Source organism: Xanthomonas sp. WHRI 8393 (genome assembly GCF_040203315.1).
In the GTDB taxonomy this organism is placed as follows: domain Bacteria; phylum Pseudomonadota; class Gammaproteobacteria; order Xanthomonadales; family Xanthomonadaceae; genus Xanthomonas; species Xanthomonas arboricola.
Genome location: NZ_JBEGGL010000001.1, coordinates 734,724 through 757,171 on the forward strand (window position 1 = coordinate 734,724; position 22,448 = coordinate 757,171).

At 67.6% G+C, this 22,448-nt stretch carries 21 protein-coding genes; 15 read left to right on the plus strand and 6 right to left on the minus strand.

The genetic code is table 11. The features are described 5' to 3' along the window. The first annotated feature begins 9 nt into the window (after positions 1-9). The 4 genes from ABQ137_RS03165 (at position 10) to glnE (ending at position 6,119) form a co-directional block, all read left to right on the plus strand. On the plus strand, positions 10-1,632 hold the full coding sequence (locus tag ABQ137_RS03165; RefSeq protein ID WP_126965240.1) for a PepSY-associated TM helix domain-containing protein: 1,623 nt from the start codon (positions 10-12) through the stop codon (positions 1,630-1,632). Beyond that, positions 1,629-1,952, plus strand: coding sequence for a hypothetical protein (locus ABQ137_RS03170; protein WP_104646867.1), 324 nt, complete (start codon positions 1,629-1,631; stop codon positions 1,950-1,952). The genes ABQ137_RS03165 and ABQ137_RS03170 overlap by 4 nt, the downstream gene beginning before the upstream one ends. Further along, the gene (locus ABQ137_RS03175; protein ID WP_349781142.1) at positions 1,940-2,305 is read left to right on the plus strand and encodes a DUF3325 domain-containing protein; all 366 of its coding nucleotides are present in this window, start codon (positions 1,940-1,942) and stop codon (positions 2,303-2,305) included. Before ABQ137_RS03170 ends, ABQ137_RS03175 begins: the two co-directional genes overlap by 13 nt. 982 nt (positions 2,306-3,287) lie before the next feature. After that, positions 3,288-6,119: a bifunctional [glutamate--ammonia ligase]-adenylyl-L-tyrosine phosphorylase/[glutamate--ammonia-ligase] adenylyltransferase gene (gene glnE, locus ABQ137_RS03180; protein WP_349781144.1), complete on the plus strand. Its 2,832-nt coding sequence runs from the start codon at positions 3,288-3,290 to the stop codon at positions 6,117-6,119. 135 nt (positions 6,120-6,254) lie between these two features. On the opposite strand, the gene ABQ137_RS03185 is transcribed toward glnE, so the two are convergent. The 4 genes from ABQ137_RS03185 to ABQ137_RS03200 all read right to left on the minus strand — a co-directional run bounded on the left by ABQ137_RS03185 (position 6,255) and on the right by ABQ137_RS03200 (position 9,705). Then, positions 6,255-6,812 (minus strand): VUT family protein, encoded by a 558-nt coding sequence (locus ABQ137_RS03185; protein ID WP_024937878.1) that lies wholly within the window; start codon positions 6,810-6,812, stop codon positions 6,255-6,257. Between the two features lie 531 nt (positions 6,813-7,343). Further along, entirely contained in the window at positions 7,344-7,847 is a 504-nt protein-coding gene (locus ABQ137_RS03190) for a hypothetical protein (protein ID WP_104561429.1), read from the minus strand. Beyond that, positions 7,844-8,707: a DUF2145 domain-containing protein gene (locus ABQ137_RS03195; protein ID WP_349781147.1), complete on the minus strand. Its 864-nt coding sequence runs from the start codon at positions 8,705-8,707 to the stop codon at positions 7,844-7,846. The genes ABQ137_RS03190 and ABQ137_RS03195 overlap by 4 nt, the downstream gene beginning before the upstream one ends. A 50-nt stretch (positions 8,708-8,757) precedes the next feature. Continuing rightward, entirely contained in the window at positions 8,758-9,705 is a 948-nt protein-coding gene (locus ABQ137_RS03200; RefSeq protein WP_228911817.1) for a mitochondrial fission ELM1 family protein, read from the minus strand. Between the two features lie 136 nt (positions 9,706-9,841). On the opposite strand from ABQ137_RS03200, the gene ABQ137_RS03205 reads away from it, so the two are divergent. Next, on the plus strand, positions 9,842-10,432 hold the full coding sequence (locus ABQ137_RS03205) for a malonic semialdehyde reductase (RefSeq protein WP_228911816.1): 591 nt from the start codon (positions 9,842-9,844) through the stop codon (positions 10,430-10,432). A gap of 229 nt (positions 10,433-10,661) precedes the next feature. Continuing rightward, positions 10,662-11,393, plus strand: coding sequence for a YceI family protein (locus tag ABQ137_RS03210; protein ID WP_080716308.1), 732 nt, complete (start codon positions 10,662-10,664; stop codon positions 11,391-11,393). A gap of 169 nt (positions 11,394-11,562) precedes the next feature. Here the strand turns inward: ABQ137_RS03210 and ABQ137_RS03215 are convergent, their stop codons facing one another. Both ABQ137_RS03215 and ABQ137_RS03220 read right to left on the minus strand, forming a co-directional pair. Beyond that, positions 11,563-12,351 (minus strand): siderophore-interacting protein, encoded by a 789-nt coding sequence (locus tag ABQ137_RS03215; protein WP_349781150.1) that lies wholly within the window; start codon positions 12,349-12,351, stop codon positions 11,563-11,565. A gap of 369 nt (positions 12,352-12,720) precedes the next feature. Beyond that, complete coding sequence (locus ABQ137_RS03220; protein WP_102580392.1) at positions 12,721-13,263, minus strand: PadR family transcriptional regulator; 543 nt, start codon at positions 13,261-13,263, stop codon at positions 12,721-12,723. A 193-nt stretch (positions 13,264-13,456) separates the two neighbouring features. On the opposite strand from ABQ137_RS03220, the gene mdcA reads away from it, so the two are divergent. The 9 genes from mdcA to ABQ137_RS03265 all read left to right on the plus strand — a co-directional run bounded on the left by mdcA (position 13,457) and on the right by ABQ137_RS03265 (position 22,414). Continuing rightward, a complete protein-coding gene (mdcA, locus tag ABQ137_RS03225; protein WP_349781152.1) occupies positions 13,457-15,103 on the plus strand; it encodes a malonate decarboxylase subunit alpha in 1,647 nt (548 codons plus the stop codon). 9 nt (positions 15,104-15,112) lie between these two features. Beyond that, positions 15,113-15,430, plus strand: a complete 318-nt coding sequence (mdcC, locus tag ABQ137_RS03230; protein ID WP_016902872.1) for a malonate decarboxylase acyl carrier protein — start codon at positions 15,113-15,115, stop codon at positions 15,428-15,430. A 241-nt stretch (positions 15,431-15,671) separates the two neighbouring features. After that, a complete protein-coding gene (locus ABQ137_RS03235; protein WP_184517690.1) occupies positions 15,672-16,574 on the plus strand; it encodes a biotin-independent malonate decarboxylase subunit beta in 903 nt (300 codons plus the stop codon). Continuing rightward, on the plus strand, positions 16,565-17,269 hold the full coding sequence (gene mdcE, locus ABQ137_RS03240; RefSeq protein WP_184515824.1) for a biotin-independent malonate decarboxylase subunit gamma: 705 nt from the start codon (positions 16,565-16,567) through the stop codon (positions 17,267-17,269). Before ABQ137_RS03235 ends, mdcE begins: the two co-directional genes overlap by 10 nt. A 2-nt stretch (positions 17,270-17,271) precedes the next feature. Then, positions 17,272-17,913, plus strand: a complete 642-nt coding sequence (gene mdcG / locus ABQ137_RS03245) for a malonate decarboxylase holo-[acyl-carrier-protein] synthase (protein ID WP_184515827.1) — start codon at positions 17,272-17,274, stop codon at positions 17,911-17,913. Between the two features lie 320 nt (positions 17,914-18,233). Beyond that, on the plus strand, positions 18,234-19,076 hold the full coding sequence (mdcB, locus tag ABQ137_RS03250; RefSeq protein WP_104647650.1) for a triphosphoribosyl-dephospho-CoA synthase MdcB: 843 nt from the start codon (positions 18,234-18,236) through the stop codon (positions 19,074-19,076). A gap of 178 nt (positions 19,077-19,254) precedes the next feature. Then, positions 19,255-20,175 (plus strand): malonate decarboxylase subunit epsilon, encoded by a 921-nt coding sequence (mdcH, locus tag ABQ137_RS03255; protein ID WP_104646878.1) that lies wholly within the window; start codon positions 19,255-19,257, stop codon positions 20,173-20,175. Between the two features lie 84 nt (positions 20,176-20,259). Next, a complete protein-coding gene (locus tag ABQ137_RS03260; protein ID WP_024937865.1) occupies positions 20,260-21,615 on the plus strand; it encodes an SLC13 family permease in 1,356 nt (451 codons plus the stop codon). Between the two features lie 79 nt (positions 21,616-21,694). Continuing rightward, positions 21,695-22,414, plus strand: coding sequence for a GntR family transcriptional regulator (locus tag ABQ137_RS03265; protein ID WP_024937864.1), 720 nt, complete (start codon positions 21,695-21,697; stop codon positions 22,412-22,414). Positions 22,415-22,448 lie beyond the last annotated feature (34 nt).

The window sequence follows — 22,448 nt, forward strand, 5'->3', positions numbered from 1 at the left end:
GCGTGCCGGATGAAAGAAGGTTTTCGCCAAAGCATGGCCTGGCTGCACACCTGGTGCGGCCTGAGCTGTGGCTGGTTGCTGTGCGCAATCTTCCTGACTGGCACGCTCAGCGTATTCCGCGATCCGATCACCAGCTGGATGCAGGGCACACCGGCCTTGCCGAGTGCGAGCACGCAGACGGTCCTGTCGGAAGCAGCGCTGGTGCCGCGTGCACTGGCGCAGTTGCATCAGCTTGCGCCACAGGCACGCCTGTGGCGGATCACCTTGCCCGCGCAGCTGGGTGAGGCGCTCACGCTGTCCTGGCGGACACCAGAGGGCCAGGATCAGGCAGCGCTGGACCCCGGGAGCGGCGAGCTGCTGCCGTCTCCGTGGGGCCGGCAGACCGAAGGCGGCCGGCATTTCATGAGCTTCCACTACACCTTGCATGGCGGCATTCCCGGCTATTGGCTGGTGGGCTGGGTGTCGCTGTGCGGGCTGATCGCGCTGGTATCCGGGGTGATCGTGCACAAGCGGATCTTTCTGGATTTCTTCACCTTCCGCCCGGGCAAGGGACAGCGCTCGTGGCTGGACGCGCACAACGCCACGGCGGTGCTGACGCTGCCCTTCCTGCTGATGATCGTCTACACCGGCCTGGCGTATTTCTACACCAGCTACATGCCCGCGCCATTGCACGCACTGTATGGCAGCGACGAGGACGCCTACACGCGTTACGCCGATGCTCTGTCGCCGGCAGTGCCTGCGGCCAGCACAGACGAAGCAGCAGTCAACAACGTGCCTGCCTATCTGCCGGAGCTGGTGCAGCGAGCAGACTCGCTCAACGCTGCGCCTGCGCAAACGCTGGTGATCGAGCGGCCCGATCAACCCGGCAGCAAGCTGCGCGTGATCGCGCGCGTGGCCGCGACCGGCAGCTCGCGGCGCCTGCTCAACCCAGCCAACAGCGTGGTATTCGACGCGAACAGTGGCGCGCTGCTGGAGCGGCACGCGGATGCCGCACGCACTGACCTGCACGCGCAGGATGTGGAAGAGGTCATCAAGACCCTGCACGTGGCCGGGTTCGGCGGCTGGACCAGTAAATGGCTGTATTTCATCTGCGGCCTGGCCGGCACCTTGATGATGGCCACCGGTACCTTGCTGTTTTCGATCAAGCGGCGTCGGCGTAGCGAGCAGGAGTTCGGCGCGGCCACCGCCGGCATCTATCGGGTAGTGGAAGCGCTCAATGCCGCCGCGCTTGCGGGAACCGCCTTGGCGAGCATTGCGTATTTCTACGCCAACCGCCTGGTGCCGATCGCGCAGGCCGGCCGCAGCCAGATCGAGATCCACGCATTCCTGTGGGTCTGGGCGGTCACGCTGCTGCATGCGCTGCTGCGCCCGCCCGCGCGCGCATGGGTGGAGCAACTGGCGATGACGGCGCTGCTATGTGTCGGCTTGCCGCTGCTCAATGCGGTCACCACCGGGCAACATCTGGGCGTGTACCTGGCTGCCGGCGACCTGCAGCGCGCCGGGGTCGAGCTGGTCTCGCTCGTCTTCGGCATTGCATTTGCTTACGCGGCATATCGGGCTCATCGCAGCGCAGTGCGACCGGTGCCGACACGCGCCAGGCGCGGCGCCACTGCCGGGATGGACGTGTTGTGAAGCCTGCTTCGAGCACCGCGTCGGTGACGCGCTACCGCTGGTCGGTTGCCGGTCGCGTGCTCGCTGCCAGCGTCGGCGGCTATGCGCTGACGTCCACCGGTTGCAGCGTGCTGGCGCAGCTGCTGTCGCGGTTTGCCGGCGTGTCACCTGCGGTCTCGGTGCTGAGCATGACATTGCTGAGTTTCGCCATCTACACCGTCGTCGTGCTGTGGATGTTTCGTGCGCGCAGTGCATTGCGCATGTGGGGCTGGCTGGGCGTGGGCATCGCCGTGCTGGGCGGTGCGAGCTGGTTGCTGGGACATCCGCCATGGATGGGCTGATCACCGCGCTGCTGGGCACCGCGCTCTGCCATGCCGCACTGATGGCCCTGGCCGTGGCGATGCATCGCCATTACGAGCAGCTCACCGGCCGCCGCACTGCGCCGGTCATGCAGCGATGGTTGCTGCGTGCGATGGCTGTCTGTCTGTTGATCGCCGCGCTGGTGCTGTGCGTGCTCGCTTGGGGCGGAGCGGTGGGCACCTTGTTGTGGCTGGGGTTTGCCAGCGTGGCCGCGCTGTGGGTGGCGCTGGGCCTGGCGTACGCGCCGCGCTGGAGTGCGTGGCTGGCAGTGCTGCTGGGCTGCGTCGCATGCGGGGTGCTTGGTTGGAATGTGCTGTGGTTTGCTGTTGTTTGAAGGTCACACACACCGACCATCTCGACTGGTCCTTGCTCGCCTACCGTCGCGGGACCTTACGCGGCATGGATGCCGCGTAAGAGCCTACAAGGACGTACTTGCGGCGTGTCCTGCGATGGTGGGCGGGCAAGGGCCCGGCAGCCAGTCTGCAGAGCCGCCGCTCTACAACTGATCCATCTGCACTTTCCAAGCCCCAGTACACAAGGCACAAGGCAGTCGAGACCGAGAACGGTGGGCTTGTTCAGCCGCGATCGGATGCTTGAATCAAAAAGCTCGGTGAGTCGAGTGCGCGGCGTCCTCACCGCTCGCGGGACACGCCGTGAACCCATCCCTGGGGGCTCGGTGGCGGCATCCATGCCGCCACACGGTCCCGCAACCGGCGAGGCCACCGCACCAGACAGTTGGTCGGCTGCTTTCCTGAAAGCGTGTGACTCGGCCTGCGTCGCAGACGAGACGTTTACAGGGTGCGTGTTGGAGGTTTGTCTGCCGCTCGGCTTGCGATGGAAAAATGATAAAAGTTGGGCGAACGCCGAGTGATCCAACCAGCGCACGTCGTGCACCGCATGCACCGTTTGCAACCATGCACACCGACCATCTCGACTGGTCCTTGCCCACCCACCGTCGCGGGACCTTACGCGGCATGGATGCCGAGTAAGAGCCTACATGGGCGTACTTGCGGCGTGTCCCGCGAGGGTAGGCAGGCAATGGCCCTGCAGCAAGTCCACAGACCAACCGCTCCGCAACTGATCTATCCACACTGCTGAGGCACCTTCGGGACACAACGCTAAAAAAATAGAGACGTCGAACAAGCCGCCAAGGAGCCCGCAACCAGTGAGGACATCACGCCCGCCAACATGGCCGCGTGCCGATGGGGCTACACGCAGCGCGGTGGTAAACCCGGTAGTTGCATTGCTGCCTCTAGACACCGCTGGATCAACCGTAGACACGTGCCGCCATCGCGCAGGGATGCCAGAATCGGCGCATGTCGCTGCCTATCTCATCCGTGTCTCCTGCGCTCACCGCCCTGATCGAGCGGGCTGTGGCGCGTGTCCGTCATGCCGTGCCGGCCGACCAGCCCTGGCCGGGCGATGACTTCGCTCGGCAGCTCGAACAGGTTGCGCTCGCCAGCGAGTTTGCGCTCGATACCTTGGCGCGTCAGCCGGCATTGCTGCAGCACCTGGCGCAGCCGGATCCACCGCCGTTGCCACTACCGGTGCTCGACCCCGCACAGCCCCAGGCCTGGCCGGCGCAGTTGCGGCGCTACCGCAGTGCCGAATCCACACGCCTGGTCTGGCGCGACGTGCTCGATCTGGACAGCGTCGATGCCACCCTGGCCGGTGCCACCCGCCTGGCCGAAACCTGCCTGCAATGTGGGCTGCAGGCGTTGGAGCAGCAATTCCGCGACCGCCATGGCCAGGTGATTGCCGAAGACGGCAGCGTGCAGCGGCTGGTGGTGTTCGGGCTGGGCAAGCTCGGTGGTGGCGAGCTGAATTTTTCCTCGGATGTGGATCTGGTCTATGCGTATCCGCAGGGCGGCCAGTCCGATGGTGCCCGCCCGTTGGCAGCGGAGGAATATTTTGCGCGGCTTGGCCAGCAGCTGGCCAAGCTGCTCGACGAGACCACGGCCGATGGATTCAGCCATCGCGTGGATCTGCGTCTGCGCCCGTTCGGCACGGCCGGGCGCGTGGCCCTGTCGTTCACCGGCATGGACCAGTACTTCCAGCGCGAAGGACGCGACTGGGAGCGCTATGCCTGGCTCAAGGCGCGCGCGGTGGCCGGCGATATCGACGCCGGCGAAGCCTGGCTGGAGACACTGCGCCCCTTCGTCTACCGGCGCTATCTGGACTTCACCGCACTGGACGGCCTGCGCGAGATGAAGGCGGCGATCACTGCCGAAGTCGCCCGCCACGATCGTCTGGACGACATCAAGCGCGGGCCTGGCGGCATCCGCGAGATCGAGTTCCTGGCGCAATCGCTGCAGCTGATTCGCGGTGGGCGCGAGCCGAGCCTGCGCGAGCGTCGCCTGCTGCCTGCCCTGCAGGCGCTGGTGGAGGCAGGCCAGATCGATGCGGACAACGGGCATGCATTGACCGAGGCGTATCGCTTCTTGCGCCGGCTCGAAAATCGTCTGCAGATGTTGCGCGACGCACAGACCCATGCCTTGCCGCAGGCCCCGCTGGATCGCGAACGCATCGCGCTGGGCCTGGGTTATGCGGATTGGCCGGCACTGCTGCAGGCACTCACTCCGCAACGTGCGCGCGTTGCCGCCGAATTCGCCGAGCTGCTGGCACCGCGCGTGCGCGCCACCGCGCCCGACGCGCTTGCCGACTACTGGCGCGCACTGCCGGAAGGCGATGCCGCGCCGCTGGCCGGCATCGGATTGCACGATCCAGCCGGCGCGCATCAGGTGCTGGCCGATTTTGCGCAGTCTTCCGGCGTGCGTGCGCTCTCCGATACCGCAAGTGCGCGGCTGGACCGCGTCATGCCGGCGCTGCTGCATGCGGCCACCCGCGCCAGCCAGCCGGATGCCGCCGTGCGCCGCATGCTCGGCCTGCTGCAATCCACCTTGCGCCGCACCAGTTACCTGGCCTTGCTGGACGAACAACCCAGCGCGCTCGCACGCCTGGTCGATGTGCTCTCGCGCAGCGCTTTGCTGGCCGAGCGCCTGGCTGCGCATCCGCTGTTGCTGGACGAATTGCTCGACACCCGCATCAGCGGTCCGTTGCCCGACCGCGATGCGTTGCACGCTGCGTGCCTGGACACCTTGCAGATCGAGGACACCGAAGCGGCGCTGCGCGAACTCAACGAGCACCGGCTCGCCTTGAGCTTCCGCATTGCGCTGGCCACGCTCGATGGCCGCCAGCAGGCGGTGGACAGCACCCAGCAACTGGCCTGGCTGGCCGAAGCGGTGGTGCAGACGGTGCTGCAGCTGGCGCGCCGCGAACTGATCGCCGCGCACGGGCAGGTGCCGGGCGGGGCATTCGCCATCATCGGCTACGGCAGCCTGGGCGGCCTGGAGCTGGGCTTCGGCTCGGATCTGGATCTGGTGTTTCTCTACGACCATCCACGCGAGGTGGAAGCCTCCGATGGCAAGCGAGCGTTGGAAGCCGGGCGCTGGTTTGCGCGGCTGGCGCAGAAGGTGATGACACTGCTGGCCGCCGAAACCGGCGCCGGCCGTCTCTACGAGATCGACGTGCGGCTGCGCCCGGATGGCGGCAAGGGCGCGTTGGTGTCATCGCTGGCCAGTTACCGCGACTACCAGCGCGAGCGCGCCTGGACCTGGGAGCATCAGGCGCTGGTGCGTGCGCGTGCGGTGGCTGGCGATGCGGCGCTGTGCGCGGCCTTTGCGCAGGTGCGTGCCGACACGCTGACACGTGTGCGCGATACCGCCGTGCTGCACGAGGACGTGCGCAAGATGCGCGCGCGCATGCGCAGCGAACTGGATCGCAGCGATGCGGGGCGGCTGGATCTCAAGCAGGGCGCCGGCGGCCTGGTCGATCTGGAATTCGTCCTGCAGGCCGGCGTGCTCGGCCAGGCCGCACAGCATCCGGCGCTGCTGCTGGCCTGCGCCACGCCCGCCTTGATCGATGCATTGGTGCAGGTGCAATGGCTGCCGGCCGAGCGTGCCGCACCGCTGCACCAGGCGCATGCCACCTTGGTGGAAGCGGGCCTGAGCTGCACCCTGGATCGCCGGCCGCGGCTGATCCCGCCTACGCCTGCCATCGAGCAGGCACGGCACAGCATTTTCACTACCGCGCACGCACAAGGGCTAGAGTTTCCGCTCGGCAAGGACGTGGCAACGCCACCGCCTTGAGTGACCGGTAGCTGGCGTTGCAAGGTGAGACGCGTGCAGCGCACAGGCCGGGTTGGCAGAAGCGCGGGTGCGTTGGAATGGCGTCCCTGCACCGCGCCTGGCGTCGGCCTGATTGCCGGTACGCAGGCGAGCCGGTCAGCCCTGCGGTCGCGGCGCACTGCGCCACAGCAGGGCGCGGAACGGGCCGAGCAGGAACACGCCCATGCCCAGCTTCACCGCCAGGTCGCCGGCCGCCCAGCTGATCCATGGCAGGCCAGCGCCGGCAAAGGCGATGCTCCAGAAGATCGTCGTATCCAGCGTGGCGCTGCAGGTGGTGGCCACGATCGGTGCACGCCACCAATTGCCACTGCGCAGCCGGTCGAACACGCTGATATCCAGCAACTGCGCAGCGATGAAGGCGGTGCACGAGGCCGCCGCGATGCGCGGGGTGGCCAGCCAGAGCGACAACACCACCGCCAGCGCAAAGCCGCACCAGGCGACCTTGCGTGCCGCGCGCGGACCAAAGCGGCGATTGATCAGGTTGCTCACCAGAAACGCCAGCGGATACGAGAACGCGCCCCAGGTCAGCCAATCGTTGATCGGGTACTGCACCAGGATGTTGGACAACAGCACCACCGCGCCCATGGCCAGCACTGCCCACGCCAATGCGCGCGCGGTGAGTGGGGCGAACGGCGTCGGCGCGGTGCTGGACATGACGGTGCTGCAGTGACAGGGCAATGCGGATTATCCGCGCGTTGGCGCATGCGGGCCAGTGCGCCAATGCGCATGCACGACACGGCCGCGTGCTGCTGGTGCAACCTGCGTGCTGGTCAACGCATGGCCGCCAGCATTGGTGAGTGACGCGCTGCGGATCGCTCGTGCTCGCGCAACCGCGTGATGCGTGAGCACTCCGGCGTTGCGCTGTGCTGCCGTTTGAGCGCATGCCGGCGCTCACCAGGTCAATTTGCGCCTATAGCGTTACCGATTACGGCGCGATCAGCACGCTGGCAATTACCTGCGTGCGTACATGCGTGCCAGGCATCGGTGCGCCAAGGCTCTGCAACGGCACGTGGCCGTACGCGTCGGTGATCAACAAACCATCGCGCAAGCAGTTCGGCAGAGGGCGGAAGATGCCTCTGCGCGCACCGCACGTATCGCACGCACGGCACGTAGCGCCGTATCCGCAAACGGTGCGTCAGTAATGTCCCATCCTGGCCGACAGCGTCTGCAAGCGGCTTCCCTGCATCACCAGGTGGTGCTGCTGTTCTGCGCGGCGGATTCCGCGGTCGGCACGAATGCCAGCGCCTGGCCTTGTGGCGATTGCACCGTCCAGCCCGCACCAGCCGGGCTCGGCTGGAAGGTCACCGTCTCGCCAACGCGAAAGCCCGCAGTCGGGTCGTCCTGGCGAGCCGGCCAGCGCAGCAACGCGGTGTTCTCGGTGTTTGCCGGATCCTGCAACTGCACCTGGCAGCCGCCGTCCGTCTTTTTTTCCACCGACTTCACCCGCATCGGCGGCAACGGCCCGGCCGAGGCCTTGTGCGATGCGTCGCTCAAGGCTTCCGAGCCTGCGATCGCACTATGGCCCAGCGCCAACGACACGAAGTACGGCGCGGAGATCACCAGGATCGCCGACATCGCCGAGGCATCGCCACGGGTGATCGTGGTCAGGCCCGCATGGGCCTGCATCGGCTGGCCGAACGAGATGGCCAGCAGCAGCCCGAGGCCGGCAGATCGAAGAGGGATGTTCATGGAGATGCTCCGTGCGTGGCAACGCTGTGTGGAATGGACTGGTCCTGCTGCAGCATGTGTTGCTGCTGCAGGAAATCGAACACCGACTCGACCGTGATCACCGAATAGTTGCCGGAGATGCGCTCGCCGGCGGGATGGTCGATCACTGCGGCATTGGCGACGAAGAAACGGGCGCCGATGCGCTTGCTCAGATCCAGATGCAGGCGGGTAGGTTGGTAGTCGTTGCGTTTGAGCCAGGCTTGCGCGCTGCGTCGATCGCTCACCGGTGCAGCCGTCGCATCTGCTGTGTGGGTCGCCACCAATGCCGCCGCCAGCACTTCGAGCACCCACTGGTTGGAATTCTGATAATCGGTGGAGAACGGGTAGGCGATCATGCTGTAGCGCGCCTCGTGCAGCGCATGTGCCAGCGTGGCCGGATCCTGCAGCAGCGTGCGCAGCTGCTGCTGCAGCGCCGGTGCCGGCACGCCGACGCGCAGATCGGCAGTGAGGGCAGTTTCGCCGATGAAGTTGCTCAGACCTTCGTGATATAGCGCGGAGTTGTCCGACTTGCAGTGATTGAGCAGGTGTTTCACCCGCCAGGTGCCGTCGTCCTCGCGCAGCGCGAAGGCCAGATGGCTGTGTTTCAAGCCATAGCGGCTCAGATCCTGACCGCCGCGTGCCAGCAGCACGACCTGCGCACCGTCCACTGCGTCCAGCGCCTGCTGGGTGGACCTGGCCATGTCGAACATCGCCGCCAGCGTGGCGGGCGTTGGATAATGCGGGGTGCACACCGGCGCGGCGAAGGCGGGGAGTGCGCAGGTCAGGGAGACGAGCAACAGCGCCGTTGCAAACCAACCGCGCCGTTTGTGTGCAAGTTGCATGGGGAGTGCAGCGTCCTTGTGTCTGCCCCGTGGCATCGGCGGCGTCACCATCATACGTGCAGGCGCGCACGCACCAGTGCGGCGATGCGCTGGGTTTCGCGCAATGGATGCAGCTGCGGCGGCGTTGCGAAAACATCGCCGGCATCGCACAGACGGTCACGCGCCTGCAGTGCCCGCACATATGTCGCCACCCGGCCCTGTGCCTGTCCGGCAAACGCCGCTGCCACCGGTACCCGCGTGGCGCAGGCTTCGGAGAGCAGGTTGACCGAGTCGGCACTGGCCACGATTGCATCGGCCCAGCCCAGCAGGCCGGCGTACGGGTTGGGCCCGTCGCGCTCGTCGCACCACAGCAGGCCTGGCAGGCCTGCATGCAGCTTGCGCAGCGTTGCGATCGCCTCGTGCGGTGTACGCCGTGAGGTGGTGACCAGCAGGCTGCCGCCAGCGGCGAGCACCTGCGCGCGCAGGTGCGTGCACAGTGCCGCAAGCGCTTCGGTGGTCCAGGGCAGTTGCGCGGTGGGGCCGCCGATCAACAGCGCCAGGCGTGGGCCGGGCAGCGCGCCGAGCGCGGCGAAGGCGGCGCGCCCGGCGGCCAGCCAGGCATCGTCCACCGGGTGCAGGCTGCCGAGCAGGGTGAGCACGTTGGCGCCACGCAGCGCATCGTGCTCGGGCACGACCAGCAGATCCCAGTGGCGCGGGTCCAGGCGCGGATCCAGCAGTTGCACCACCCGGCTGCCGCGCGTGCGCAGCAGCCGGGTGGCCAGCGCGGCCTGGCGCCCGCAGCCGATCGCCAGCGCCGGCGGCTGCTGCAATTGCCGGGCAAAGCCGGATCCAAACGCCGCCTGCGCGCCCGGCAACAGGCGCGGTGCGGCCCAACGCCACGGCGCGCGGGCCTGCAGATGCAACGCCGTGACCGGCGTGGAGTGCAGCGCCTGCGCCAAGGCCTCGGCCTGGCGTGCATTGCCGGCGCGGCCGTCGCTGACCGCCCAGGTCAGCGCCATCGTTTCAGATCCGACATAGATTTGTTTCAGATTGAGCGTGTGCTGCCGCAATCGCGTCACTCTACACTGCGGGTCTTCACGCTGGCGCCGGTGCTGCACCCTACTGTCGCCCATTCCCTTGCTTCCCGGAGTCTCCATGTCCGACTTGCTCGACGCTGCCGCGCTGGATCAGCTGTTTCGCACCGCCCGCACGCAAAACGCCTTTCTCGACAAGCCGGTGAGCGAGGCGCAGCTGCGCGAGCTCTACGATCTGCTGAAGTGGGGCCCGACCGCCGCCAACGGGTCGCCGGCGCGTTTCGTGTTCGTGACCACGCCGGAGGGCAAGCAGAAGCTCAAGCCGGCACTGTCCGAGGCCAATGCCACCAAGACGCTGGCCGCGCCGGTCACGGTGATCATCGGCTCCGATGAAGAGTTCCACGAAAAGTTGCCGTACCTGTTCCCGCATGCCGACGCCAAGAGCTGGTTCGAAGACTCGCGCGAGATGCGCGTATCCGGCGCGTTCCGTAACAGCTCGCTGCAGGGCGCCTACCTGATCCTGGCCGCGCGTGCGCTGGGTCTGGATGCCGGCCCGATGTCCGGCTTCGACAATGACAAGGTGGACGCGGCGTTCTTTGCCGGCACGCCGATCAAGTCCAACTTCCTGGTCAATCTGGGCTATGGCGATCCGGCCGGGCTGTTCCCGCGGCTACCGCGGCTGAGCTTCGACGAAGCCGCACGCATCGAGTAACAGCGGCTGGCACCGCGGCTGCGCGCACCGTCGGGCGGGCGCAGCCGGCGCTCCGGCAGGCAGGAGCCACGTACACTCCGGCTTCGGGGCGCGCCACCCGCACCACCTGACGACCGCGCCTTGTGCAACCCGCCCCGGGCGCCCGTTTCGATTTTCCTGCAGTCCTCGTCCGTCTGCGTCTGTTCCATCCGCGTTGATCCAATGCGGTCCCTCATCTCAAGGAGTTTCAATGAAGACCACCCACAAACTGTTGCTGCCGCTCGCCCTGACCCTGGCCATCGCCGCCTGCTCCAAACCGGCCGACAACGCCGCCGCGCCGGCCGCTGAAACCCCGGCCGCTACCGCACCGGCCGATGCCGCTGCCACCACCCCGGCCCCGGCTGCTGCGCCGGCCGCCTCGACCGCGCCGGCCGTGGAAGTGGCCTCCGGTACCTACACGCTGGATCCGAGCCATACCGACGTGATCGCGCAGTGGAGCCACTTCGGCTTCTCCAACCCGAGCGCGCATTTCGGCAATGTCGACGGCACCCTGGTGTACGACGCGGCCGACGTGACCAAGTCCACCGTGCAGGTCACCCTGCCGCTGTCGGGCCTGAACAGCTTCACCGCCAAGTTCGACGAGCACCTGAAGAGCGGTGACTTCTTCGACGCGGCCAAGTTCCCGACCGCCACCTTCAAGAGCACCAAGGTCGAAGCGGCCGGCCCCAACAAGCTGACCGTCACCGGCGATCTGACCATCAAGGATCAGACCAAGCCGGTCGTGCTGGACGTCACCCTCAACGGTGCCGGCGAGCACCCGATGAAGAAGGTGCCGGCTGCCGGTTTCGACGCCACCACCACCATCAAGCGCACCGACTTCGGCGTGGGCCAGTACGCCCCGAACGTCAGCGACGAAGTGAAGATCCGCATCACCACCGAAGCCCTGCAGGCCAAGGCCGGTGACGCTGCTGCTGCCAAGTAAGGCGCAGCGCAGTCGATGCATCGGTGCGAGCGATCGCACCGATGTGCGGAACGCGAAAGCCCGCCAATCGGCGGGCTTTTGCTTGAGCGTAACCGCCCGACTTTTGTAGGAGCGGCCCAGGCCGCGACAGCTCCACCCTCCGCCCCGCCACGATGCGCACGCCAACGCCTCACTCCGCAGCAGGATTCGCCTTCCAGTAGCCCTTCGCGCGCACCGAGTCCTTGTCCACGCCCATGTGCTCTTCGAGAAATTTGCGCATCGCACGCGCGCGCATGGATTCGGTACCGATCCAGTAGAACGTATCGCCGTCGTGCGGCTCGTAATCGCGCAGGCTGTCTTCCAGCAACGTGCTGCTGGCGGCATCGAAGCCGTTGCGTTCCAGCCAGTACACGTCCACCTCGGCGGCGCTGAGCAGTTCCTGGCGCTCGGCCGCATCGGCGATTTCGATAAAGACCTCTGCCTGCATGTCGGCGGGCATCGCTTCCAGCCAGCGGCCGATCGCGGGCAGCGCGGTTTCATCGCCGATCAGTACGTAGTGGTCGTAGTCGTCGGCAACCAGGAACGAGCCGCGCGGGCCGCCGATCTTCAGCGTATCGCCGGGCTGTGCCTGCGCCGCCCAGCTGGAGGCCACGCCGTCGCCGTGCAGCACGAAGTCGATGCTCAGCTCGCCGCTTTGCGGATCGAATGCACGCGGGGTGTAATCGCGGCCGGGCGAGGGCAGCGCGCCTTCGGCGTAGCGCGGGCCTTCCGGCGTCATCGTCGGCAGCACGAAGGCGCCATCGGCATTGGGGAAGAACAGCTTGACGTGATCGTCCGGTGCCTCGCTCTGAAAGCCGGCAAGCTCGCTGCCGCCAAACACGATGCGGCGCATCTGCGGCGTCAGCGATTCGCAGCGCACCACCTGCACGGAGCGCAGGCGCGGATCGCGGCGGAGTTGGGTGTGGGTGTGGATGGCCATGTAGTGCGATTCCTGGATGTGACGCGCAGATGCGCGGCTGGGGAGTGACTGCAAACGGTGATGCGACGATCTGGCCAGCGAGCTGGCAAAGAACAGCGGGTGTTGCTCAGCCTTCTCCCATCGGGAGAAGATGCCCCGCAGGCGCGGATGCGGTTGTAGGCGAAGCTGCGTGCATCTGCCAACCAAGCAAGGTCGATGTCGTGCAGCGACACGCTGATCAAATCGCAGAACAGCGCAGGGACAGCAATGCATGCATGCCACATGCATGCCACTGAGGCCGCGCAACGCAACCACCGCGATGACGCGTCACTGCCGCAAGTCGCATTCAAACCGGTATCGGTTGGCTTCGGATCACGGCGATAGACGTACTCAGCCGTCGTCGCGCTCCATGCCGTCAGCGGCGGCGTTGAGTAGCGCGGCAATGCGTGTGGTTTCTGCATCCGTCCATTGCCCGTGCCGCGCAAACAGGCCGTGCTTGATGCGGTGGATGGCCTCGCGAATCGGCGCCGGGGTCTGTGCCTTGATCAGCTCGCGCGCGCGGCGGTGGGTGCGGGCCAGTGCCGCATCCAGCGCGTCACGGTGCTGCGCCGCATACGTACGGCCAGAGGCGGTGACCTGATAGCGCTTGCGCCCTTCGTCCAGCGCGGTCTGCACCCAGCCATCGGCTTCGAGCTGCGCCAGTGCCGGATAGATGGCGCCCGCGCTGGGCGTGTACAGGCCTTTGAACAGCGCAGTGATCTGCCGCATCAATTCGTAGCCATGGCGCGGCTGTTGCTCGATCAGCGCCAGCAGCAGCAAGCGCAGGTCGCCATGTTCCAGCGGCCGTGCGCGCCCGGCGCCGCCGCGGCGCGTCGCACTGGGCGCCGCAGATGGATCGAGCTCGCTCGGCAGGTCGTCGTGGTGGGAGCGCATCGTCATTCGATATATCGAAGTATGGCGAAAAGATATATCGAAGTGTGCTGGTCCGCAAGCGCCTGCCTGTCGCCCGGCTGACCGGCCTGGCCATCCCTGCCGCCCATGCTGCAACGCGGCTAGACACGGCTGGCCTCCATAATTACGATGTAATTACTTCGACATTACGGGCTTGGCCCGGTGAGGCAGACGCATGAGTCGACAGTGGGACACCCAGGCCGAAAGCCGGCGCCAGCGCCTGCAGCGCGCCGCAGCCCTGGCGCCGCAGGGGCGCGTGGTGGCCGCCGACGACGTGGTGGCGCTGCTGGAGGCGGTGATCGAACCCGGCGACCGCGTCTGCCTGGAAGGCAACAACCAGAAGCAGGCCGACTTCCTGGCGCGCTGCCTCACCGAGGTGGACCCGGTGCGCGTGCACGACCTGCACATGGTGCAATCGGTGTTGTCGCTGCCCGCGCATCTGGACGTGTTCGAGCGCGGCATCGCCAAGCTGCTGGATTTCTCGTTCTCCGGCCCGCAGGCCGCGCGCCTGGCCGGGCTGGTCGGCGAGGGCCGCATCGAGATCGGCGCCATCCACACCTACCTGGAATTGTTCGGCCGTTACTTCATCGACCTGACACCGCGCATCGCGCTGGTCACCGCGCAGGCCGCCGACCGCCACGGCAATCTCTACACCGGCCCGAATACCGAAGACACCCCGGTGATCGTCGAGGCCACCGCGTTCAAGGGCGGCATCGTGATTGCGCAGGTCAACGAGATCGTGGACACGCTGCCGCGCGTGGACATCCCGGCCGACTGGGTGGACTTCGTCACCCAGGCGCCCAGGCCCAACTACATCGAACCGCTGTTCACCCGCGACCCGGCGCAGATCTCCGAGATCCAGGTGCTGATGGCGATGATGGCGATCAAGGGCATCTACGCCGAATACGGCGTGGACCGGCTCAACCACGGCATCGGCTTCGACACCGCCGCGATCGAATTGCTGCTGCCCACCTATGCCGAATCGCTGGGGCTGAAGGGCAAGATCTGCCGGCACTGGGCGCTCAATCCGCATCCGGCGCTGATCCCGGCGATCGAATCGGGCTTCGTGCACTCGGTGCATTCGTTCGGTTCGGAACTGGGCATGGAGGCCTATATCGCCGCACGTCCGGACATCTTCTTTACCGGTGCCGACGGCAGCATGCGCTCCAATCGGGCGTTGTCGCAGACCGCCGGCTTGTATGCCTGCGACATGTTCATCGGCTCCACCCTGCAGATCGATCTGCAGGGCAACAGCTCCACCGCCACGCGCGACCGCATCGCCGGTTTCGGCGGCGCGCCCAACATGGGCTCGGATGCGCGCGGCCGCCGGCACGCCAGCGACGCCTGGCTCAAGGCCGGGCACGAGGCGGCGCGTCCCGGCGAGATGCCGCGCGGACGCAAGCTGGTGGTGCAGATGGTGGAAACCTTCCGCGAACACATGGCACCGGCCTTCGTCGACAGGCTCGATGCCTGGGAACTGGCCGAGCGCGCCAACATGCCGCTGCCGCCGGTGATGATCTACGGCGACGACGTCAGCCACGTGCTGACCGAAGAAGGCATTGCCAACCTGTTGCTATGCCGCAGCGCCGAAGAGCGCGAGCAGGCCATCCGTGGCGTGTCCGGTTATACCGCCGTCGGCCTGGGGCGCGACAAACGTGCGGTGGAAAACCTGCGCGATCGCGGCGTCATCAAGCGGCCGGAAGACTTAGGGATTCGTCCACGCGATGCCACGCGCGACCTGCTCGCCGCGCGCACGGTCAAGGACCTGGTGCGCTGGTCCGGTGGGTTGTACGACCCGCCGAAACGTTTTCGCAACTGGTAGGGGCACAGCATGGAAACCCTGCGGTATCGCTTCGATGGCCAGCATGGCGCACGCGCCGGGCTGGACCATGCGCTGGTCGGCGTGGTCGCCTCCGGCAATCTGGAAGTGCTGGTCGAGCGCGTGCCGCTGGACGGCGCGATGGAGATCGAGATCCTCACCGCCGCGCGCGGGTTCGGCACCATCTGGCAGGCGGTGCTGGACGATTTCGCCGCGCGCCATCCGCTGCGCGATGTGCGCATCAGCATCAATGATGTCGGCGCCACCCCAGCGGTGGTGAGCCTGCGCCTGGAGCAGGCGCTGGACGTCCTGCAGGGAGCCGCCGCATGAGCCACCCCTCTCACCCCGTAGGAGCGCACCCGGGCGCGACGGGCTTTCCCGGTAACGCCGCAGTCGCGCCCGGGTGCGCTCCTACGCGCGTCGTGGGGAGCACCACTGTCGATAGTGCCGAGCGCAGCAATCTTGTAGGAGCGCACCAGGGCGCGACGGGCTTTCCCGGTAACGCTGCAGTCGCGCCCGGGTGCGCTCCTACGCATGTCGTTGGGAGATACGTATGAGCACCACCATTCCCATGGCCGAGCGCAGCTATTACGAGGCCGATGCGCGCGAGCGCATCGATGGCGTGCTGGATGCCGGCAGCTTCCGCGAATTCGTCGGTCCGCGCCGTCGCCTGATCAGCCCGCATCTGGCCCAGCTGGACACGCCCGGCGCCTTTGATGACGGCATCGTCGTCGGTGAAGGCACGCTGCGTGGGCGTCACGTGCTGATCGCCGCGCAGCAAGGCGCCTTCATGGGCGGCGGCGTCGGCGAGGTGCACGGTGCCAAGCTCACCGGCCTGCTCGAACGCGCCGCTGCCACGCAGCCGGCGGCGGTGCTGTTACTGCTCGACACCGGCGGCGTGCGTCTGCACGAAGCCAACGCTGGCCTGATCGCCATCTCCGAAATCATGCGCGCCACCTTGAACACGCGCGCCGCCGGCGTGCCGGTGCTGGCCTTGATCGGCAGCGGTAACGGCGCCTTCGGCGGCATGGGCATCGTGGCGCGCTGCTGCAGCGCGGTGATCATGTCCGAAGAAGGCCGCCTGTCGCTGTCCGGCCCGGACGTGATCGAAACCGTGCGCGGTGTGGAGGAGTTCGACGCGCGTGATCGCGCCCTGGTGTGGCGCATCACCGGCGGCAAGCACCGCTATCTGCTGGGCGAGGCGCAGACGCTGGTGGCCGACCGCATCGCCGCATTCGCCGAGGCCGCCGTGCAGGCGCTGGACACGCTGACTGAGCCGGAAGGCGAGGCCGCATTGCAGGCGCTGGAACTTGCACAGCAGCAGTTGGCCACGCGCATCGCCGCCTATGGCGATTGCCGCGACGGCCTGGAGATCTGGCAGCGGCAGGGCATTGTCGATGCGCAGCGCCTGCCGCTGCTGGACACCGACGCCTTCCTCGCCGCCACCGCCGACCGGAGCACGCCATGGAACTGAGCCAACTGCTGGACCAGCTGTTTCCGCTCGGCCACGCCATCGCCCGCAACGACGATGTGCTCACCGGCAGTGCCACCACGGCCGCGGGCGAGGTCACCGTGATCGGCACCGCCAACAAGCTGGAAGTCGGCGTGGACCACGCGCTGGCACTGGCGGCGACCGTGTTGGCGAGCACGCGCGCGCACCCGCAGCGGCCGATCGTGATGCTGGCCGATACCGCCGGGCAACGGCTGGCGCGCCGTGACGAACTGCTCGGCATCAATGGCTATTTCGCGCATCTGGCACGCACGCTGGATCTGGCGCGCAAGCGCGGCGCGCGGCTGGTCACGCTGGTGTATGGCGAATCGGTCAGCGGCGGCTTTCTGTCGTTCGGTCTGATGGCCGACCATATCCACGCATTGCCGGATGCGCAGATCCGCGTGATGGATCTGCGCGCGATGGCGCGCGTCACCAAGCAGAGCGTGGACACCTTGCAGGCGCTGAGCAAGAGCTCGCCGGTGTTTGCGCCCGGCGTGGAGAACTATGTGCGCATGGGCGCGGTGGAGTCGCTCTGGGATGGCGATCTGGCGCAGGCGCTGCTCAATGCCCTGGCCGCGCCCAGCGATGGCGATCAACGCCGGGCACTTGGCGCGCAGCGTGGCGGGCGCACCCTGGCGCGCGATGTCGCTGCGGCCGTGGCCGCGGGCGAGGCCTGAGCATGCCCGGCCGCCACGCACTGGTGTGGCTGCATCCCGGCGCGCGCTGGCAAGCGCTGACGCCGGGCGCGCAGCCACGGCTGCAGCAGTGGTTTGCCGCGGGTCTGCCGGCAGTGGTGGCGCGTGGCGATGGCAGCGAGGCGCCCGGCAGCCTGCGGCTGGGCGTGCCCTTGCCGCCAGACGAAGGCAAGCAACGCCTGGCCTTGAGCGCCGGCCTGGACGAGGTTGCGCGCAGCACCGCGCCATTGGCGCTGGATGCCGTGATCGCAGCCGCACCCGCCGCGATGCAGCCTGCACTGCAGGCCTTGCTGACCCAGTGCGATGCCAACGCCCTGCAGCCGCATGTCTTCGGCAGCTTCGCATGGCAGGCCCTGACCGGGCTTGCGTATGTGCACGCGCAATCGGATCTGGACCTGTTGTGGTCCATTGCCACACCCGAGCAGGCGCAGGCCGTGGTGACAGTGCTGCAGCGCTGGGAACAGCGCCACGGGCTGCGCGCAGACGGCGAACTGCTGCTGCCCGACGACACCGCGGTGAACTGGCGCGAATACGCCGGCAGCGCGCAACAGGTCTTGGTGAAGTCCGCCAACGGCTGCCGCTTGCTGCCGCGCAGTGCGCTGTTTCCGGTATGGAGCGCGGCATGAGCACGCTGGTCGAACGCACTACCGATGCCAGGCGTTCCGTGACGCCTTGCAACGCGGTGGAGCGGCAGCGGCCAGTGACAGGAGCCAAACAAACGGGCATCGCACCATCCCTGGTTGATGCGGCCAGCCAATCGACGCGGCTGGTTCGTGCCGATCGCCGATCGACGCTCGCACCGACACCGGCAGCGGCGCACGACGTACCACCGCAGCCGCTACTGCACCTTGCGCGCGCAGGCGCTGGTTCGAACCGCGTGCATGCGTCATCGCGCGCTGCACGCACGCATGGCGAGCTGCAAGACAGTGCAGCCCGGCAACACGCATTGCATGCCAAAGCCGGCACCGCCAGCGCACTGGCGCACCGGCTGGGGCGGCTGGCGGTCGCCGCCCTGCATACGGAACTCGGCTGTGCGCCCAAGCCCGGCCTGGTCACGCCGTTCGACAGCGGCAGCCATGCCGATATGGACGCGTCGACATTCCTGCGCAGCCTGTTCGCCCTGCGCGGCTACTTCGTCGCGGTTGCACAGGCCGGTATCGACAACGCGCCGTTTGAGCAATTGCGCCAGCTCGGCATCGCGGCCGAAGCGGCGATGCTGCGCGCCACCGGCGGCATCAACACTCATCGCGGTGCAATCTTCAGCCTGGGCTTGCTCACTGCGCAGGCGGCGCGCTTGCGTGCCGTGCATGGACATGCCCCTACCGGCGAAGCAGTCTGCAGCGCGGTGCAGGTCTGGCGCGATGCATTGCGGGCCGCGCCGCTGGATCCACACAGCAATGGCCAGCGCGTGCGCGCGGCGCTCCGGATCAGTGGAGTGCGCGAACAGGCCGCGGCCGGGTATCCATTGTTGCGCGAGATCGCACTGCCATCTCTACGCAGTGCATTGCGTAGTGACGCCACGCGCGAGGCCGCGCTGGCGCAGACCTTGATGCACCTGGTTGCCGAGGTCGACGATCTCAACCTGCTGCATCGCGGCGGACAGGAAGGGCTGGCTTACGCAAAGGCGCAGGCACGTGCATTTCTGGCCGATGGCGGCATCGCGCACCTGCAGTGGCGCGCGGGCCTGCACGCCATCGGCAGGCAATTCGTCGCGCGTCGCCTGAGCCCGGGCGGCAGCGCCGATCTGCTGGCCTGCGCCTGGTTCCTGCACTGTCAGGAGACGGCATGAGCCTGTGTCGAGCACTGGCAGCTGCCAAGGCGACGTCCATGCAGGCGTGTGGCGGCGCGGCCCTTCGCACTGCCTCAGTGAACGGCGTGCTTGTCCTGGTCACGGAACAACATGCCCGCAGCGCGAATGAGGGCGGCACAAGCACAGCGCGCGCGGCTGCCTGCAAGCAGGCCACCGCATGAGCCTGGCCGTGCTCTGTCCCGGCCAGGGTGGGCAGCACGCCGCGATGTTCGCGCGGGTTGCCGATGCGCCTGCCGCGGCCGAGGTAATCGCTGCTGCGAGCAAGGTGCTTGGCGCCTCGGCGCAAACGCTGGCCGCTGACAACTCCCGCTACACCAATGCCATTGCACAGCCGCTGGTCTGCGCCGGCACGCTGGCGCACTGGCAGGTGCTGCGTGCGCAGCTGCCCACGCCGGTGTTGGTGCTGGGCTATAGCGTCGGCGAGCTGGCCGCGCATGCGGTTGCCGGCAGCATGGAGATCGCCACCTGCTTGCAGCTGGCTGCCACCCGCGCGCGCCTGATGGACGCCGCCAGCCCGGACCATGCCGGCTTGATGGCGGTACTCGGCCTGCCGCTGCGCACGCTCGAGGCGCTGTGCCAGACGCATCGCGCGGCCATCGCCATCGTCAATGGCGACGACCACGCCGTGCTCGGTGGCTCGCAGGCGGCGCTGCAGGCACTGGGCGATGCAGCGCAGGCGCAGGGCGCACGTGTCACGCCGTTGCCGGTTAGCGTGCCGGCGCATACGCCGTGGTTGCGGGCGGCTGCCGACGCCTTCGCCGTCGAATTGAACAATGCGGCCGTGCAGGCGCCCAGGCTGCGTGTGCTGGCCGGCATCGATGCGCGTGCCGTCACCACGCAGGCCCTGGTGGTGGACACGCTGGCCGCACAGATCGCGCAGACCGTGCGCTGGTCCGAAGTGCTGGTGCAGGCCGCCGAACGCGGCGCGCGGGTGTTTCTCGAACTGGGGCCAGGCAGCGCATTGGCGCGCATGGCGCGCGAGCGCGTGCCGGGCTGCGAAGCGCGATCGGTCGACGAATTTCAGAGCATCCACGGTGTGGTCGAGTGGGTCAACGCCGCATGCGAGCGCGCGGCATGACGGTCGAGGTGGTGCACACGGCGTAACCCTTGGGTGGCGGGTGGCCATCCGTGCTGTACGCGTATCAGGTGTCTGGGAGGGCGCATGACCCCGCAAATTGCAACGATTCTTGGCTTGGTGATCATGTTCATCGTCGCCACCGCATTGCCCATCAACATGGGCGCGGTGGCCTTCGCGCTGGCCTTCATCATCGGCGGCGTGTGGGTGGGGCTGGACGGCAAGGAGGTGCTGGCCGGCTTTCCGGGCGACCTGTTCCTGACCCTGGTCGGCATCACCTATCTGTTCGCCATCGCGCAGAAGAACGGCACCATCGATCTGCTGGTGCACTGGGCGGTGCGCGCGGTGCGCGGGCGCATCGTCGCCATTCCCTGGGTGATGTTCGTCATCACCGGCCTGCTCACCGCCTTCGGTGCGCTCGGGCCGGCGGCGGTAGCCATCATCGGCCCGGTGGCGCTGCGCTTTGCCAAGCAGTACCGCATCAATCCCTTGATGATGGGCCTGCTGGTGATCCATGGCGCGCAGGGCGGCGGCTTTTCGCCGATCAGCGTGTATGGCGGCATCACCAACAAGGTGGTGGAAAAGGCCGGGCTGGACGTCACCGAGATGGCGGTGTTCCTCACCAGCCTGGGCTTCAACCTGATGATGGCGATCATCTGCTTCTGCGCCTTCGGCGGGCTCAAGCTGATGCGCCGGCAGGAGGTGTCGCTGGCCGATGCGCAGTACGTGGCGGTGGCCGACGACCAGGCCTCCAAGCGCCCGTTCGCGATCGAAGGGCATGGTTCGCTGGTGGCCGCCGGTGGCGGCACCTTGTCGACCAATCCGCTGGCGCTGGAGGCGGTCGCCATCACGCGCGATCGGGTGATCACGCTGGTCGGCCTGCTCGGCCTGGGCATCGCCGCGCTGGTCTACAACCTCAACGTCGGCCTGGTCTCGATCACCGTGGCGGTGGCACTGGCGCTGATCTCGCCCAGCGCGCAGAAGGGCGCGGTGGACGGCATCAGCTGGTCCACGGTGCTGTTGATCAGCGGCGTGGTCACCTATGTGGCGGTGCTTGAAAAGGCCGGCGCGGTGGACTACATCGGCACCGGCGTATCGCATATCGGCATGCCGCTGCTGGGGGCGCTGCTGGTCTGCTACGTCGGCGGCATCGTTTCCGCATTCGCCTCGTCGGCGGCGGTGCTGGGCGCCACCATCCCGCTGGCGGTGCCGTTCCTGATGCAGGGCCAGCTCGGTGCGGCCGGGGTGATCTGCGCGCTGGCGGTGTCGTCCACCATCGTCGATGTCAGCCCGTTCTCCACCAATGGTGCGTTGGTGGTGGCTTCTGCCGCCAAGGAAGAACGCGACGCGCTGTTCCGCCGCTTCCTGGTCTACAGCGGGCTGGTGGTGTTGCTGGGGCCGCTGGTGGCCTGGCTGCTGTTCGTGGTGCCGGGCTGGCTGTGATCCGGCCCGCGTCCGGCAGGGCATTGGGGCGCCCCGGTAGAATGGGCGCCCCCACGCCAGCATCGACGACCCGCCTGCCATGACCCTCGCCCCTGATTCGCGCAACGCCAAGAAGCGCGTACCGCTGTACGAGGAAGTGGCCGAGCGCCTGCGCCAGAAGATCTACGACTACGCGCTGCCGCCGGGCGAATGGATCGACGAGCCGGCGCTGGCCGAGGAACTCGGCATCAGCCGCACCCCGCTGCGCGAGAGCCTCAAGCTGCTCGCCGCCGAAGGCCTGGTGCAGCTGGACGCCGGCCGCGGCAGCCGGGTCACGCGGCTGACGCTGGAAGACCTCAACCAATTGTTCCCGGTGATGGCGATGCTGGAAGGCCGCTGCGCCCACGATGCGGTCAAGCGCATCGACGCGGCCGGCGTGCAACGCCTGGAAGAGCTGCACGCGGCAATGGAAGCCGCCGCCACCGCTGGCGACCTGGCCGAGTACTACCGCAACAATTACCTGATCCACGAGACCGTACAGCAGTACGCTGGCAATCCGTGGTTGATCCGCGTCACCCACGATCTGCACCGCATCCTCAAGATGCACCGCGGCCGGCAGCTGTTGACGCCCGGGCGCATGGCGCAGTCGCTGGCCGAGCACCGCGAGCTGATGGCCTGCGTACGCCGCGGCGATGCCGAAGGCGCAGAGCGCACGATGCACGGGCATCTGCTGAGCCAGGGCCAGGCCTTGGCGGCGTACGTGGCAGCGGGTGGTATGTTGAACGTGCCGGCGCCATTACCGAGGGTGGGTGGGGTCTAGAAGTCGGCGCTGTCCGGGCGCACCACCACGCGCA